This window comes from Ensifer sp. NM-2 (assembly GCF_003024455.1).
Classification (GTDB): domain Bacteria; phylum Pseudomonadota; class Alphaproteobacteria; order Rhizobiales; family Rhizobiaceae; genus Ensifer; species Ensifer canadensis.
Genome location: NZ_PVZR01000001.1, coordinates 1,009,489 through 1,023,769 on the forward strand (window position 1 = coordinate 1,009,489; position 14,281 = coordinate 1,023,769).

Sequence of the window (14,281 nt, forward strand, 5' to 3'; positions counted from 1 at the left end):
GCACCTTTGTCCGGCTGCTGTTCCAGCCGGCAGCCCCGTGAGCATCAGTCTTTGTCGTCTTCCATGGTCTGCGCCATTTCGGCGAGCTTGCGCACCGTATTGAGGTTGCGCGCGGTGCCCGGCTTCAACGCCGGCAGCTTCAGCTTCGATCGCCCGGATCCACCAGGATAGTGCACATAGATTTCGTGCCCGGCGACCTGCACTTCCTCACCGTCGGGCGCGACAAGCCTGTCGAGCGCGTCCGCCGGCGCCGCATTCGGCAGGAAGACCACATGCAGCAGATTGGTCTTGGCGTCGGGGAAGGGGGCGTTCTCGGCAACCGTCTGCAGCTGCCTGGCGTTCTGGATCATCACGCCGGGCGCCTTGCCGAGCTTCTCGCCAAGCGCAGCATCGAGTTTTGCCGCCGCCTCCGGCGCCGGCAAATCGGAGCGGAACAGCACGTTGCCGCTCTGGATATAGGTCTTCACGTCGTTAAAGCCGAGCCCCTCGCAGATCGCTCTGAGGTCGGCCATCGCCAGCATGCCGGCCCCGCCGACATTGATGGCACGAAGGAGGGCGACGTGAACGGGCATGGTGCGTCTCCTCTTGCATGTTTCCTTAGATCGTATCCGACCTAAGGCTAAAACATGCAACCATTCAAAGTGCGACAGCGACTTTTGTGCGTCTGAAACGACGCACGGCGCTGTAGGTTTTACATTCTGCCGGCGACCTTGATGGCGAAGGCATACTCGAAGGCGATCTCTTCAAGTCGCTGGAAGCGGCCGGAGGCGCCGCCGTGGCCGGCGTCCATGTTGGTCTTCATCAGGATCGGCTCAACGCCCGTGGTCTTTTCGCGCAGGCGGGCGACCCATTTCGCCGGTTCCCAATAGGTCACGCGCGGGTCGGTCAAGCCGCCGAGCGCAAGGATTGCAGGGTAGGGTTTTGCCCCGACATTGTCGTAGGGCGAATAGCCGGCGATGATGTCGTAGAACTCAGGGCTGTCGATCGGATTGCCCCATTCCGGCCATTCCGGCGGGGTCAGCGGCAGGGTGTCGTCGAGCATGGTGTTGAGCACGTCGACGAAGGGCACCGCGGCGATGATGCCGGTGAATTTTTCCGGAGCCATGTTGGCGATGGCGCCCATCAGCATGCCGCCGGCCGATCCGCCTTCGGCGACGATGTTCGCGTAGGACGTGAACTTCTCCTGATTCAGATAGTCAGCGGCGGCGATGAAGTCCTTGAAGGTGTTGGTCTTCTTGGCCATCTTGCCGTCCTCATACCAGGAGAAGCCCCGGTCCTTGCCGCCGCGGATATGGGCGATGGCATAGACGAAGCCACGGTCGGCGAGCGACAGGCAGTTGGTATTGAAGCCGGCAGGAATGGTGATGCCATAAGCGCCGTAGCCATAGAGCAGGCACGGTGCCGAACCGTCGAGCGGCGTATCCTTACGATAAAGCAACGTCACCGGCACCTTCGTTCCATCCCAGGACGGCGCGAAGACGCGGCGGGTGACATAGTCGTCGGGATTGTGCCCTGATGGTACTTCCTGTGTCTTGAGCAGCGTGCGCTTACGCGTCGCCATGTCATAGTCGAAGAGCTGCGACGGCGTCGTCATCGACGAATAGGAAAAGCGGATGACGTCGGTGTCGTATTCGGCAGCGCCGGAGAGCCCAAGCGAATAGGCTTCCTCGGCAAAGGCGATCGCGTGCTCTTCGCCGGTCTTGCGGTCGCGGATGACGATTTCCGGCAGACCGTCGCGGCGCTGCAGCCAGACGAGGTGGCGGGCATAGGCCATGTGGCTGAGGATCAGCGTACCCGGCCTATGGGCCACGACCTCGCGCCAGTTCTCCTTGCCCGGTGCTTCCACCGGCGCTTCCATGATCTTGAAATCCTTGGCGCCGTCGGCATTGGTGAGGATGTAGAAGACGTCGCCGCCTTCGGTCATGGCATATTCGAGACCGATGACGCGACCGGCGACCAGCTTCGGCTCGGCCGTGAGATCCTTGGTCGAAAGCAGGCGATACTCGCTGGTCTCGTGGTCGTTGATGTCGATGTAGATGAAGTCGTCGAGGAGCGATCCGCCGACCGACATGAAGAAACCTGGGTCCTTTTCTTCATAGACCAGCCGATCGTCCGCCTGGGGCGTACCGAGCACGTGGTGGAAGATCTTCGACGGACGGTGGTTGTCGTCAAGCACGGTGTAGAAGAAGCTCTTGCCATCAGGCGCCCAGGCGCCGCCGCCGCCGGTGTTCTCGATCACGTCGGCAAGATCCTCGCCGGTCGAAAGGTCGCGCACCTTCAGCGTGAAATATTCCGATCCCTTGTCGTCGTACCCCCAAAGGCCGCGGCTGTGGTCGGTCGAGTGGTCGAGGCCCGCAAGGCGGAAATAGGACTTGCCTTCGGCTTCCTTGTCGCCGTCAAGCAGCACCTGCCGGATGGTCTCGTCCTTATTGTCGGCGTCGCGCGGGATGCGGAAGTAACGCGGCTGCTCGCCGCCGGTTACGTAGAGGCTGCCATAGGCAAAGGGGCCATCTTTCACCGGTATCGAACTGTCGTCTTCCTTGATGCGGCCGCGCATCTCGGCAAACAGCGTCTTCTGCAGCGCCTTGGTGTCGTCCATCGCCGCGTTCATGTAGGCGTTTTCGGCCTCCAGATGCTTGCGGATGTCAGGGTTGAGGATCGAGGGATCCTTGAACATTGCCTGCCAGTTGTCGTCCCGCAGCCAAGCGTAGTCGTCGGTGCGGGTGATGCCGTGGCGCGTATCGGTCACCGGCTTTTTCGCGGCGACGGGAGCTTCGGGCAGGTTCTTGAAAACGGACAAGGCGTGTCTCCGGGATTTATGCGGCGGGAGACAATGAGATAGAGAGCCCGGCTGCGACGATCAAGCGGAAAGGACTTCGCCGGTCGATGGTTCCTTCTCCCCATCGGTGGGGAGAAGGCAGTGGAACGCGACCGGGCAAGCGTTCGATCGTTCGCTGGGCAGACCCAAGGCAGTGAGGAACGACTAGCTCTTTGCTTTCAGTTGCTTTCGATATTCCTCCACCGGCAGGCCACCGACGCCCCAGTCTTCGAATGCCACCTCGTCGATGACGACGAAGGTGGTGGCCGGGTTCTTGTCGAGCACCGTGACGAGCAGGTCGGTGACGCCCTTGATGAGCGCCGCCTTCTGTTCGCTGGTCGCGCCTTCGCGGGTGATCTTGATGTTTACATAGGGCATTGCTGGCTCCTTAGCCTGGTTGTCGGATGTCGTAGTGAAAGACCTTGGCGATGATCTGCCAGCGTCCGTCAACGAAGATCAGCGACAGGAAGTCGGTGAACGCCTTCTCGCCGATTGCGCATTGTACCTTGGCGAAGGCCGTCACCGGGCCGGCAAATTCGATCGAGACGATCCTGTCTGCGCGCACCTCGCCACGGCTTGCCGGCGAGGGACGTTTGTCGACGATCGGGAAATACCTGTTCATGTCGAGTTCGAGCAGTTCTCCCCCAGTCGCGGTGGCGTAGTGGGCTTTCGGGTGAAAAACCTCGCGCAGGATCGCCGTGTCGCTGTGGTAGAGCCCGTCGAAGTAGCGCCCGAGCACATCGATGACGGCCGCAAAGTGCGGATCGTTGTGGGTGCCGCTCATGCCGCGATCAGCCCTTCGGCCTTCATGGCTGCCTGCACTGCCGGGCGCTCGCGAACACGCTGCATGTAGGCCGTCAGGTGCGGCCACGGGCTAAGCGAAATTCCGGTGACGCTGGTCCAATTGACGACGGTGAAGAGATAGGCGTCGGCAACGGAGAAGGCTTCGCCGAGCAGATGGGCGCGACCATCGGAAAGCAGGGTTTCGACGTTGCCGAGCCGTTTGGAAACCTGCGCCGCGGCCGTCTCCTTGGCATCGACGCTTGCCGTCTTGCTGAACAGCGGCGAGAACGCCTTGTGCAGTTCGGAGGCGATGAAGTTCAGCTGCTCCTGCAGGCGGGTGCGTTCCAGCGTGCCGTTGGCAGGGGCAAGCCCGGCCTTCGGAAAGCGATCGGCAATGTACTGCACGACGGCCGCACCTTCGGTGACGACGTCGCCGGTTTCGAGCACCAGTGCCGGCACATAGCCCTTGGGGTTGACCGCCTTGAAATCGGCGCCGCTTTCGGTGAGGTGCGTCGCGGTATCGACCTTGACGATCTCGAACTCGACGCCCGCTTCGCGCAGGCTGATATGGGGCGAGAGCGAGCAGGCGCCGGGGGCGTAATAAAGCTTCATGGCCATGTTCCTTTTGCAATGATGGTCTCTGTCGAAGACGGCGGAACCTAAACCGAAGCGATAACTTTTGTATATGAGATTACTTTATGTTACCGACGTTTGCGGTTTCCCCACGGTAACTGGAGAATTTTGCCCATGAGCTTGAAAATTCGAAAGAATAGAGCTGCGGCATTGCCGCCGACCTGCCCGGTCGGGGAGTGCATGGTCATGCTTGGCGGCGCCTGGGCGCCCAACATCATCTGGTATCTGAGCGGCGGTCCACGCCGCTTCAGCGAACTCAAGATCGATATTCCCGGCATTTCGGCGAAGGTGCTGAGCACGCGCCTGAAGGATATGGAGGAAAAGGGTGCGATCGAACGGCGGATCATGCCGACATCGCCACCTTCGGTCGAATACAGGCTGAGCGATCTCGGTCAGGAATTCGTCCCGGCGATCCATGCGATCGTCGAAGTCGGTTACAAGCTCAAGCTTCGCCGCGAGGCAAAGCTTGCAAAGGAAGCCGCGCAGAATGTCGCCCAGGTAGAGCTCGCCTGACGGCGGGATGTTGCGCGATCGTGACGGCTACCACCGACCTTTGAGGGACTGCGCCGCATGCTCAATGAAGGCGCGAACCTTCGGCGTTTCCGCCTGGCGATCGACGAAGCAGGCATAGAAGTCGAAGGGCTCGTGGTCGGTGTTGGCAATGCCTTCGCGCGGTGCGCCGCCGAACAGCGGCACAAGCAGGCCGCGCGCAATCAGGTCCGTTGCGATGAAGGCACCGAGCCGCGTGATGCCGGCGCCGGCGATCGCCATTTCGGCAAGTGTGTCGATATCGTTGCTAACGATCGTTGCCTTCAGTTCCGGCTCAAAACGCAGTCCATCCCGCACGAAACCCCAGCGAAAGATTCGCCCGTGCCCGGCATAGCGGTAGACGAGGCAATGATGATGGATCAGGTCTTCCGGGTGCTCGGGCCGGCCGCGCCGCTCGATGTAGGACGGGGAGGCACAGATGACCATCGGCACCGAGGCAAGCTTGCGCGCAATCAGCCCAGGCTCCAGCTGCAGGCCGAAGCGCACGCTGATATCGATGCCCTCGCCGATGTGGTCGATCTCCCGATCGGTGACGACGAGTTCGATCGAGACCTCCGGATGGCGTGCGGCAAAGGATGGCACGAGAGGCGCCACCACATGACGGCCGAAGGCGACCGAGGACGCGATCTTCAGCGATCCCCGCGGCTCCTGGCTCAGCGATGCGACTGCAACGGCTGCGAGTTCGAGATCATGGACAACGCTGCGCACCCGGTCGAAATAGACCCGGCCGCTTTCCGTGAGGCCCAATTGCCGGGTCGTGCGGCTAAGCAGTCTGGCGCCGAGCGCCCGCTCCAGTCGGGCGATATTCTGGCTTGCCGAGGCCGGCGTGATGCCGAGTTTGCGCGCCGCCGCGGCGATACTGCCTTCCTCCACGCTTCGAACGAAACTCTCGATGCCGCGCAACGTATCCATAATGACATCCATCGACTGTGTATTCCCATTCGATGGTTTTGCCTAACTCTGAGCAAGGCTGCAATGGCCTACCTCCGCGCGACGTCATCCGTATAGTGCCGGCCATGCCGCTGGGATGGTTCGTGCGGGCAAGCTATGGAGATCCTCACCATGGAAGATACGATGCCACCGCCGCGGATCGCGCGCAGCCGCAAGCTGCCACCGCGGGCGGTGCCGATTACCTTTGCCTTCTTCATGTCGGCGATCATGGCGTTTCTGATGTGCTGCGTCATCGTCGGCGTAAACACCGGTATCGATGCCGGCTACCCCGGCCGTGTGCTCAGCACCTATGCGCTGGCGATGCCGGTCGCTTTCCTTTGCGTGCTGACAGTCCGCCCCTTCGTGCTAAAACTCGTCGGTGCCGTCTGCCGCATGCCTGGCTGAGCGTGCGGGTCCGTCCCGGATTTCCGGGGCGGCTGTCAAGTCAGAACTGTCGTCGGCTTGCCGCAGCCGATGGTGCCATGCGCGAAGCTCGTCGCATCACAAAAGCGATCGGCGTGACAATTGAACGACACCGCATCGGAGCATGCTGCTGTATAGGATAGGCGTTTCACTTTCTTCAGCAGTTTGGACGAATGCATGTTGAACAATTCTTACGGCAAGCTTGCCTCTCATGTTTATAATTTAGACAAATATATTGGAAAGTCCTTCGGCGACGTCGAGTATTATCTCGAGCGTTTGAACGAGTGTTCCGGCCCGATACTGGAACCGGCTGTCGGCAACGGTCGCGCGCTGATTCCGCTGCTTGAAGCCGGCCTTGACGTCAGAGGCTTCGACGCGTCGCCAGAAATGCTCGGCTATTGCCGGGCGCATTGCAAGGAACGCTCGCTGACACCGGCGCTATCGCAGCAGACTTTCGAGGCCTTTGCCCATGAGGAGCGCTTCGAGGCGATCGTCATTCCCGCCGGATCGCTGCAGCTGATCGCCGACCATGCCACGGCGATTGCGACCGTCAAACGTTTCCTAGACCATCTTCGGCCGGGCGGTCGCCTGATCTTCGACCTGTATCCGCATGATCTTTTCGCCGACACCCAGCCGAGCATCCGCAATTGGCAGACCGAGGCGGGCGACCTGCTGACGCTGACCAGCCAACGGGTCAAGGCCGACCTGATCGCCCAGACGACCGTGTCGCATCTGCGCTACGAACTCTGGTGCGAAGGCAAGCTGGCGTCGAGCGAGCTCGAATTCTTGACGATGCGCTGGTGGGGCGTGGAGGAAATGGCGCTGACCCTGCGTGCTGCCGGCTTCGTCGATCTCGTCGTTTCCGGCAATTACGACTTCGGCAGCGCGCCGAAGCATGGCGACGAGGTTGTCACCTTCGAGTGCCGCCGGCCGCGGTAGCCGACAGCGTTCTCCAGCAAAAGAAAGCCACGCCCCCACATGGAGGGCGTGGCCGCAAATGTTATCGGCAACGGCTTGCGGCGTTGCTCTGGTCAAGCGGCGAACCGTTCACGGTCAGCACCGAGCCGGGAGCCTGCGTGATGGTGCCGGGTGCCCAACCGGTGTCGAGCAGGCAATCCTTCGGTGTGTTGGTGACGCTGACATTGCCCTTTATGTCGGCAGCCGGGCCGGAGAAGTAGAGGCCCGCCGTACCGGCCTTGTCGACCGTCATGTTGTTGAGAACGATGTTGCTCGCGGCGCCGCCGAGGAACTCATAGTCGCTGCCGTAGATATAGGCGCCATAGGTGCCGGCATTGGTGACGGTGACGTCCTGCAGCGAAATGCCCGAGACCGGGTTGAAGAAGATGCCGGCGTTGCGCGTGCCGTCGATCTTCAGGCCCTTGACGTCGACATTGGTGGTCGTCGCATCGAGGTTCGGGCTGGAGATCAACATCAGGCCATTGATGCCGCCGGCGAGGCGCATGTCGTTGATCGCAACGTTCGACGTGCCCTGCAGCACCACCAGATCCATGTCGCGGTCCTGCTTGGAATTGTCGATCGTCACGCGGTCGAGTTGGATGTCCTTGCCGGCGACGAGCAGCACGCCTTCGCGACGAGAGTTGCTGATGGTGACGTTGTCGAGCTTGATATCTGTCGTGCCGGTGATTAGCTCGTATTCGGTGCGGCTGAGTTTCTTGAATTCGCCGCCGGCAAACACGCCATAGGTGACCTTGTCGATCGTCGTGTCGCGTACGGTCACGTTTGTGCTGCCGATCGCGCTGACGGCGGCATAGGGTGCCTTGTTGGGATTGTAGACCGAGAACTCGCAGGCTGTGTTGTTTTCGCAGATGAACAGGTCATGGATGCGGCTGTTCTCAACCACCGCGCCGTCGACGCGCGTGAAGCGAATGCCGTCATGATTGGTGGCGGAGATGTCGACATTGTCGATCGAGACGTTTCCAGCATCGGCTGCGGCGATGCCGGCGAGACCGCCGCGCACGGACAGCGACGCGATGCTGCTGCCGGACGCCATGGTGACGACGTCTTGTGCCGGATTGTATCCGGTGAGGGTCGTTGCCGCTCCGTGGTTGACGAAGGATGCGGTTGCTCCTCTCCTTGCGCCGCGCACCGCAATAGAGCCACCGCCACCGACAAGCGCCTGGCCGGAGCCGAGCGTCAGCGACTGGTTGAGACCGAGATTGCCATCGGCAAGGATGAGCGCATCGGCCCCGGCTGCGCCGATCAGAGCGTTGATCGAGGCCGCGTCGCCGTTCGCCGAGGAGATGTTGACGACCTTGCCGGGGTTGCGGCCGTTGGCAACGAATTGCGCCGCCTCGACATCGCCGGTTGGGCCGGCATGCGTGCGGATTTTGCTCGAGCGCTCGACACGCTGGACCATCGGGTCGAAGGCATCACTTGCCTTCGCCGTCGCCCCGAATGGGATGCGCAGGCGTGCCATGACGGCACCCTTGAGCTTGTCCTCATTGTCGTAGGTGCCGGTAACGCCGAGTGAGACGGTCGATCCCTCGGAAAGCCCGGGCAGGTTGGCGAAGGTCAGCTCCGCGCGCAGCTTGGCGCCGAACATGTCGTCGAGGTTCTTGCCGCCGTACCAGTAGCTGCCGCCGAAGACTTTCAGCTGGACGTCTGATCCTTCGTCGAAGACCGGAAGCCGCCGGCCGATTTCGGCGTCGAGCCCGCGCCGCCCGCGCTCCTTGCCTTCCTGGACGACGAGCACATGGTCGCGAACATAGGCGGCATTGAAGGCGCTCAGCGTCTTGGCGCCGGAAAGCGGCAGATAGAGATTGCTGCGCATTTCGAGGTCGCCGCTGAGCGCCTCGAGACCGAAGGATACCTGGCTGAACGAATTGCCGTACTCGCTCTTCAGATAGTCGTAGTAGCCATAGGCGCCGATGACCCACTGGTCATTGGCGCGGAAGCGGTAACCGGCGCCGATCGAGCCCTGCCGGACCTTATCGTTTTCTATCGTTCCGCGTGTATCGATGAAAATGGCGTTGCCGGAGTCGAGCACGAAAGGCAGGAAGAAGCCGCCACTGACAGCCGAACCGCCGCTGAAGAAACCGCCTTCGATTTCGGCCTGCGGCCTGAACTCCACAGCCAGGGCCGGGGACGAAAGCATCGTGGCGTCTGCAAGCGCAAACGCTAAAATAGTGTTGTATTTCATATTATTAACTCCGCATACACTGGGCGTGGCGACGCCCATGGCGGTGCGGTTAGATTATAAGACTATTTTACTCAAGTTTATTGATAGATTATCCAAAATCTTTCCAGCGGCGCGATGACGCAGGGCGCGCCAGTGCCGCGTGTTTACAATCCTGGCGATAATCTGGGAATTCGTCTCGGCTGCCGAATCCGCTCAGAAAGGCCCCGCCGCTCGGTCGAACTGGTCGTCCAGCAGAAATACGACCGCGTTGCGGAGTGAGCGACGCAGCGCAGTCGTGGCGGCGGTGGAGGAGGGGTCGCGAGGCGGCGTCAGGCTGCAAGCCTGAGGCCGATCCCCCAGGGATCGACGAGATTGTAAGCAGTGCCGTTTCGCTCGACCTGAATGCCCATCTCGTCGAGCTTGCCAACCGCCTTTGCAAGCTCTGCCGGATCCTTGAACTGGATCGTGTAGTCGGAGAGGCCGGTCATATTGTTCTCGCGCTTGGGCGCGCCGCGAGAGTTCCAGATGTTGGCCGCGACATGGTGGTGATATTTGCCCGAGCCGAAGAAGCTTGCGCCCGGGTAGCGCGCCATCAACCCGAGCCCCAGCACGTCCCGAAAGAACGCGTCTGCCTCGGGGATATCGGACACCTGCAGATGGATGTGCCCGATGCCGGTACCGTCGGCAAGCCCGTTCCAGTCGTCTTTCGGCGCCTCGTCATAGAGCGCCTGCAGGTTGAGCGGCAGCGTATCCATGCCGACGGTTCCGTCCGGCTTGAAGTTCCAATCGGTCCGCGGCCGATCACGATAGACCTCGATGCCGTTGCCTTCCGGGTCGGCGAGATAGATCGCTTCGCTGACGAGATGGTCGGACGCGCCCTGCAGGCGGACATTGTTATGGGCGGCATGGGCGAGCCAGCGTCCTAGTTCCTGACGGTTCGGAACGAGGAAAGCGGTATGAAAGAGACCAGGTGCGTTTCGTGGCGCCCTGGCGACATTGCCGGCCGTGGTCAGCGTCAACAGCGGCCGGGCGCCAACGCCCAGCGTCTCGCCGCTGGCGCTCGTCTCAAGCGGCTTAAGACCCATGATGCGCTGATACCACTGCGACACTGTCGCCAGATCCTCCACGACCAGATGCGAATGATCGACATGCGCCGGCATCGCCAATGCGTGATTGGCCGCAATGTCGATAGGCGGTGTGCTCTGGGTGGATATCATCTGTTGTCTCCTTGCGCGGCGAAACCGGTGGCCCTTTCGGGCCTCAGTTTCGTTGAAACTGCCCGGTGAATATGGGCCGAAGTCGGCGTTCACGGAAGACCGTCAGTCATTTGATGTTGTGTTCGATGAGCGTTGACAGTGGCCGTTGTCGCCCTAGCTCAATTACACAGGGCAATGCGATCGCGGCGCTTTCGATTTGATTTCAATCAATGCCGGAAGAACCGTCTGGGCTCAGTCTCGAATGCGTGGGATTTGCCCCCGCATTTCGGTGCCGGCGATCCGGGTAGGCAACGCAAAGGAGTGCAGCATGTACAAGAAGATCATCGTCCCTATTGCCATGGATCAGCTGGAGCATGGCGAGTCCGTGCTCGGCATTGCAGAAAAGCTGATCGATGAAGGGGGCGAGATTGTTCTGCTCAATGTCGTCGAGGATCTGAACGCCTATGCCCAGGGCTACATGATCGTCGATTTCCCGCTTGAGATGGTCGAGGAATCGCGCAAGCATGCGACGAAGACGCTGGAAGCGATGAAGGCCAAGCACGGAATCAATGGACGCATCGAGATCCGCACCGGCGGCGCGGCCGGCACGATCAATGCGCTCGCCCACGAAGAAAACGCCGACCTCGTCATCATTGCCTCGCACCGGCCGGGTCTCATTGACTATTTCATCGGATCGACCGCCAGCCGGGTCGTCAGCCATTGCCCCTGCGCCGTTCTCGTCGACCGGTGAGCCGCCAACAATCAAGAACAGGAGCGGGGCGCGCCCGAAGCGCCACGACTTCAAGGAGTCTTCCCATGGACAAGCTTGCGCTTGACGACTTTCGTGAACGGCTGAGCAGCCGCAAACGCGAACTCTACGGCCGACTGGTGAAGATCGAGCACGATCTCGATGAGCCGATGAATGCCGACGTGCCGGATCGGGTAACCGAACGGGAGAACGACGAGGTGCTGGAGGGCATTGGCCTTGCCGGTCAGGAGGAGATCCGTGGGATCGACGCGGCGCTCGACCGTATTGCGGCCGGCACCTTCGGAACCTGCGTGCGTTGCGGCCTACCGATTTCCGCAGAACGGCTCAATGCCGTGCCCCATGCGCCGCTCTGCCAGGAATGCGCCGCCGAGGTCGCCGCCGGCGCGAAGTGACGATGTTTTTCGGCGACTGTTACTTGCCCTAGAGGCTGCTTGCGATAGGCAGCCTCGCTGCTACGTCTTACAGCGCCGCGCGTCTTACTAGACGCGCAAAGGTCGCTGTAACACTTTGAATTGCTGCATGTTTTTATCCTTAAATCGAATAGGATTTAACGAAACATGCAGTAGGTGATCCGGACTTACCTGACGCTCGTCAGGTCGAGCTTCAATCTCGGCAAGAACCGTCCTGGTATAACAGAGGCGACCACTCCGTCATCGACCGCCCCCAGCCGGCGATAGAAATCGGCTGCGCCCGGGTCGGCATCGACAGTCATGACCTTCGCACCCTTGCGCAGCGCCGTTTCCACGCTCCATTCGAACAGGCGTCGGCCGATCCCGCCACCCAGCGCGGCCGGATCGACGAACAGCTTGTCGAGATCGGCGATCTCTCCGTGATACAGGACCTGCGCCATGCCGACGATATCGTCATCCTGAACGGCAATCTGGATATCCGACTGCATCCAGTCGTCCGCCGTCACCGTCAAGGCCGGGCGGCAGGCGGCCATGAAGGCCTCGTCATAGCCCCAGACGGCCTTTGATCTTAGGCAAAGCGCCGTCAGGATTGCTGCCTGTCCCGGCTCCGGCGTGCGCAGCAAAACTCTCCTTTGGACGTTGTTCTCCCGCCTCTGCGGACAATTTGGTCGCAACCCGTGCTGCAGACAAGGGACGTCCGTCTTCGCAATCACGTCATGTCTCTGTTGTAATGCGTTGCAAAAGTTGATGCTTTCGCCATCGTCGAGCACTTTGCCACGGCGCCAGGCTGTGGCAGGATAAGGCAAATAAGCAAGACGACCGCCGCCTGAGCGCGAAAGAAGGTCGGAAGCGGGGTAAAGTGGAATTCGCCGGCGTCAAGTGGAACTACGATCGATCGGAACTGATTGCCGATGGCATCGTGCACGGCGTCGGCCTTGCAGCGGCCCTCGTCGGCGTAACAGCACTTATCTTTTACGCGATGCTCTGGAGCACGACCGGCCAGCTTGCTGCCGCCGCGATCTATGGCGCGGGACTGCTGGCAACCTTGTCGATTTCGTTCCTCTACAACCTCTACCCGGTTTCGCGGACCAAATGGTTTCTGCGCCGTTTCGACCACTCGTCCATTTTCGTGCTGATCGCCGCCACCTACACGCCCTTCCTCCAGCGCGGCTGGGAGGATCCGTTCCTGTTTGCGATGTTGATTGGCATCTGGGCGATCGCCACCCTCGGCGTGGTGATCAAGTGCCTCTTCCCCGGCCGCTTCGACCGGCTTGCGATCCTGCTCTATCTCGCCATGGGCTGGAGCGGCGTGCTTGCGGTGGGGCCGTTATTGTCGGCACTCTCGGCGACAACGTTCGTGCTGATCCTGATCGGCGGCATCATCTATTCCGCCGGCGTGATTTTCCATGTCTGGGAAAAGCTGCGGTTCCAGAACGCCATCTGGCATTCCTTCGTCGTCACCGGCGCCGCAGTGCATTATTCGGCCGTCGTCAGCTGTCTGAGCGGCACGGCGATTTCCTGATCAAAAAATCCGGGCGCTCAGTTCGGGGCGGCTACGGGGGCTGCCGCCACTGGCGTCTGCTGGCAGCCTTCCGAGGGCCTCAGAGCCTCCGCCATCCGCGAGATGACGCCATCGAAGCTGGTCAACCGGCTCTTGCGGTACTGCAGACGGAAATAGGCGGCGCTGCCGTCGCAGAGTGCGATGGCGCGTGTGTAAAACACTTCCTCGCCGCGTACGCCCGAGAAACTGGCCCAGGCTGAGGTCACGCGTGAATAGGAAATCCGCCATTGGTCTTCCCGCTCGGTCGCCATGCGGTCGTTGACGTCGATCTCGAAATCGCCATCGACAAGTTCACTGCCAAAAACGGAGAGCGTGGCGCCGTTATCGTTGGCATGAAAGCTGACACCGTCGCCATTGTCGGCTTCACCTTGCACTTCGAAGCCCGGCGGAATGTCGAGAATATAGCCGAAGCGGGGATTGGCGTAGGCGTGCCAGTCATTGTCTGCCGCGGCCGGGCAAGCAGCCGAGAACAGAAGAACGAATGCAGCCAGAATGCGACGCATGCGGACCTCCTTCCGGCTTGCTTCGACGGTTTCACTATCAATAGCACATCCGTGCACGAACAGCTGTTTCTATTGGAACAGCGCTGAGCTTGCGAATGCTTCCGTCTGTTTGCGTCAATCCTCGGTAAACGTCATCGCGTGACCATTGAGACAGTAGCGCAGACCGGTCGGCGGCGGGCCGTCGGGAAAGACGTGTCCGAGATGGGCATCGCAGTCGGCGCAGCGGATTTCTGTGCGCACCATGAAGTGCGAACGGTCCTCGATCTCGCGGATCGCCTCGTCGTCGATCGCCGCGAAATAGCTCGGCCAGCCGCAACCGGAATCGAACTTGGTATCGGAGCGGAACAGCGCCCGGCCGCAGCAGACGCATTCATAGGTGCCCGCCTTCTTGTTGGCGAGGAACGGGCCGGTGAAAGGGCGCTCGGTGCCGTGCTCGCGGGTGATGCGGTACTGTTCGGGCGACAACTGCGCGCGCCACTCCGCTTCGCTCTTGATCACTTTCGCCGCCCTTGCGTCTCTCATCGAAGATCTCCCTGTGATTTTCGCGACTATATAGGATCGGCGGTG

The 14,281-nt window shown here is 61.1% G+C and carries 17 protein-coding genes; 6 read left to right on the forward strand and 11 right to left on the reverse strand.

Translation table 11 applies throughout. The features are described from left to right. Positions 1–44: 44 nt before the first annotated feature. The 5 genes from C6558_RS04940 to gstA all read right to left on the reverse strand — a co-directional run bounded on the left by C6558_RS04940 (position 45) and on the right by gstA (position 4,213). Positions 45–572 carry a DUF1697 domain-containing protein gene (locus C6558_RS04940; protein WP_025426297.1) on the reverse strand — a complete coding sequence of 176 codons (528 nt, stop codon included), beginning with the start codon at positions 570–572 and terminating at the stop codon, positions 45–47. 119 nt (positions 573–691) lie between these two features. After that, the gene (locus C6558_RS04945; RefSeq protein WP_025426298.1) at positions 692–2,800 is read right to left on the reverse strand and encodes a S9 family peptidase; all 2,109 of its coding nucleotides are present in this window, start codon (positions 2,798–2,800) and stop codon (positions 692–694) included. A 183-nt stretch (positions 2,801–2,983) separates the two neighbouring features. Further along, entirely contained in the window at positions 2,984–3,196 is a 213-nt protein-coding gene (locus tag C6558_RS04950) for a 4-oxalocrotonate tautomerase family protein (RefSeq protein WP_025426299.1), read from the reverse strand. A gap of 10 nt (positions 3,197–3,206) precedes the next feature. After that, a complete protein-coding gene (locus C6558_RS04955) occupies positions 3,207–3,602 on the reverse strand; it encodes a nuclear transport factor 2 family protein (RefSeq protein ID WP_025426300.1) in 396 nt (131 codons plus the stop codon). Then, positions 3,599–4,213: a glutathione transferase GstA gene (gene gstA, locus C6558_RS04960; RefSeq protein ID WP_025426301.1), complete on the reverse strand. Its 615-nt coding sequence runs from the start codon at positions 4,211–4,213 to the stop codon at positions 3,599–3,601. Before gstA ends, C6558_RS04955 begins: the two co-directional genes overlap by 4 nt. Positions 4,214–4,348: 135 nt before the next feature. On the opposite strand from gstA, the gene C6558_RS04965 reads away from it, so the two are divergent. After that, on the forward strand, positions 4,349–4,747 hold the full coding sequence (locus C6558_RS04965; RefSeq protein ID WP_025426302.1) for a helix-turn-helix domain-containing protein: 399 nt from the start codon (positions 4,349–4,351) through the stop codon (positions 4,745–4,747). Between the two features lie 27 nt (positions 4,748–4,774). Here C6558_RS04965 and C6558_RS04970 read toward each other — a convergent pair whose 3' ends face one another. Next, entirely contained in the window at positions 4,775–5,707 is a 933-nt protein-coding gene (locus C6558_RS04970) for a LysR family transcriptional regulator (protein WP_107026877.1), read from the reverse strand. 138 nt (positions 5,708–5,845) lie between these two features. Here C6558_RS04970 and C6558_RS04975 point away from each other — a divergent pair, with 138 nt between their 5' ends. Further along, complete coding sequence (locus C6558_RS04975) at positions 5,846–6,118, forward strand: DUF2798 domain-containing protein (RefSeq protein WP_025426304.1); 273 nt, start codon at positions 5,846–5,848, stop codon at positions 6,116–6,118. A 195-nt stretch (positions 6,119–6,313) separates the two neighbouring features. Then, positions 6,314–7,075 (forward strand): bifunctional 2-polyprenyl-6-hydroxyphenol methylase/3-demethylubiquinol 3-O-methyltransferase UbiG, encoded by a 762-nt coding sequence (locus tag C6558_RS04980; protein ID WP_225906455.1) that lies wholly within the window; start codon positions 6,314–6,316, stop codon positions 7,073–7,075. 61 nt (positions 7,076–7,136) lie between these two features. On the opposite strand, the gene C6558_RS04985 is transcribed toward C6558_RS04980, so the two are convergent. Together C6558_RS04985 and C6558_RS04990 are read right to left on the reverse strand one after the other, a co-directional pair. Next, positions 7,137–9,296: an inverse autotransporter beta-barrel domain-containing protein gene (locus C6558_RS04985; RefSeq protein ID WP_025426306.1), complete on the reverse strand. Its 2,160-nt coding sequence runs from the start codon at positions 9,294–9,296 to the stop codon at positions 7,137–7,139. A 308-nt stretch (positions 9,297–9,604) separates the two neighbouring features. Beyond that, positions 9,605–10,492, reverse strand: coding sequence for a VOC family protein (locus C6558_RS04990; RefSeq protein WP_025426307.1), 888 nt, complete (start codon positions 10,490–10,492; stop codon positions 9,605–9,607). A gap of 307 nt (positions 10,493–10,799) precedes the next feature. On the opposite strand from C6558_RS04990, the gene C6558_RS04995 reads away from it, so the two are divergent. Continuing rightward, positions 10,800–11,222 carry a universal stress protein gene (locus C6558_RS04995; RefSeq protein WP_025426308.1) on the forward strand — a complete coding sequence of 141 codons (423 nt, stop codon included), beginning with the start codon at positions 10,800–10,802 and terminating at the stop codon, positions 11,220–11,222. A 65-nt stretch (positions 11,223–11,287) separates the two neighbouring features. Next, positions 11,288–11,632 carry a TraR/DksA C4-type zinc finger protein gene (locus tag C6558_RS05000; RefSeq protein WP_025426309.1) on the forward strand — a complete coding sequence of 115 codons (345 nt, stop codon included), beginning with the start codon at positions 11,288–11,290 and terminating at the stop codon, positions 11,630–11,632. Positions 11,633–11,817: 185 nt separating this feature from the next. Here C6558_RS05000 and C6558_RS05005 read toward each other — a convergent pair whose 3' ends face one another. Then, positions 11,818–12,273 (reverse strand): GNAT family N-acetyltransferase, encoded by a 456-nt coding sequence (locus C6558_RS05005; RefSeq protein WP_025426310.1) that lies wholly within the window; start codon positions 12,271–12,273, stop codon positions 11,818–11,820. A gap of 236 nt (positions 12,274–12,509) precedes the next feature. Here C6558_RS05005 and C6558_RS05010 point away from each other — a divergent pair, with 236 nt between their 5' ends. Next, on the forward strand, positions 12,510–13,172 hold the full coding sequence (locus tag C6558_RS05010; protein ID WP_025426311.1) for a hemolysin III family protein: 663 nt from the start codon (positions 12,510–12,512) through the stop codon (positions 13,170–13,172). Positions 13,173–13,189: 17 nt separating this feature from the next. On the opposite strand, the gene C6558_RS05015 is transcribed toward C6558_RS05010, so the two are convergent. Together C6558_RS05015 and msrB are read right to left on the reverse strand one after the other, a co-directional pair. Beyond that, complete coding sequence (locus tag C6558_RS05015) at positions 13,190–13,714, reverse strand: hypothetical protein (RefSeq protein WP_025426312.1); 525 nt, start codon at positions 13,712–13,714, stop codon at positions 13,190–13,192. A 114-nt stretch (positions 13,715–13,828) separates the two neighbouring features. Then, entirely contained in the window at positions 13,829–14,236 is a 408-nt protein-coding gene (gene msrB, locus C6558_RS05020; protein ID WP_025426313.1) for a peptide-methionine (R)-S-oxide reductase MsrB, read from the reverse strand. Between the last annotated feature and the right edge of the window lie 45 nt (positions 14,237–14,281).

Bases quoted from the DNA above. Each gene is read 5' to 3' on its own strand.
- C6558_RS04940 (WP_025426297.1), bottom strand. From the start codon at position 572: ATGCCCGTTCACGTCGCCCTCCTTCGTGCCATCAATGTCGGCGGGGCC.
- C6558_RS04950 (WP_025426299.1), bottom strand. From the start codon at position 3,196: ATGCCCTATGTAAACATCAAGATCACCCGCGAAGGCGCGACCAGCGAA.
- C6558_RS04955 (WP_025426300.1), bottom strand. From the start codon at position 3,602: ATGAGCGGCACCCACAACGATCCGCACTTTGCGGCCGTCATCGATGTG.
- gstA (WP_025426301.1), bottom strand. From the start codon at position 4,213: ATGAAGCTTTATTACGCCCCCGGCGCCTGCTCGCTCTCGCCCCATATC.
- C6558_RS04965 (WP_025426302.1), top strand. From the start codon at position 4,349: ATGAGCTTGAAAATTCGAAAGAATAGAGCTGCGGCATTGCCGCCGACC.
- C6558_RS04970 (WP_107026877.1), bottom strand. From the start codon at position 5,707: ATGGATGTCATTATGGATACGTTGCGCGGCATCGAGAGTTTCGTTCGA.
- C6558_RS04975 (WP_025426304.1), top strand. From the start codon at position 5,846: ATGGAAGATACGATGCCACCGCCGCGGATCGCGCGCAGCCGCAAGCTG.
- C6558_RS04980 (WP_225906455.1), top strand. From the start codon at position 6,314: ATGTTGAACAATTCTTACGGCAAGCTTGCCTCTCATGTTTATAATTTA.
- C6558_RS04985 (WP_025426306.1), bottom strand. From the start codon at position 9,296: ATGAAATACAACACTATTTTAGCGTTTGCGCTTGCAGACGCCACGATG.
- C6558_RS04990 (WP_025426307.1), bottom strand. From the start codon at position 10,492: ATGATATCCACCCAGAGCACACCGCCTATCGACATTGCGGCCAATCAC.
- C6558_RS04995 (WP_025426308.1), top strand. From the start codon at position 10,800: ATGTACAAGAAGATCATCGTCCCTATTGCCATGGATCAGCTGGAGCAT.
- C6558_RS05000 (WP_025426309.1), top strand. From the start codon at position 11,288: ATGGACAAGCTTGCGCTTGACGACTTTCGTGAACGGCTGAGCAGCCGC.
- C6558_RS05015 (WP_025426312.1), bottom strand. From the start codon at position 13,714: ATGCGTCGCATTCTGGCTGCATTCGTTCTTCTGTTCTCGGCTGCTTGC.
- msrB (WP_025426313.1), bottom strand. From the start codon at position 14,236: ATGAGAGACGCAAGGGCGGCGAAAGTGATCAAGAGCGAAGCGGAGTGG.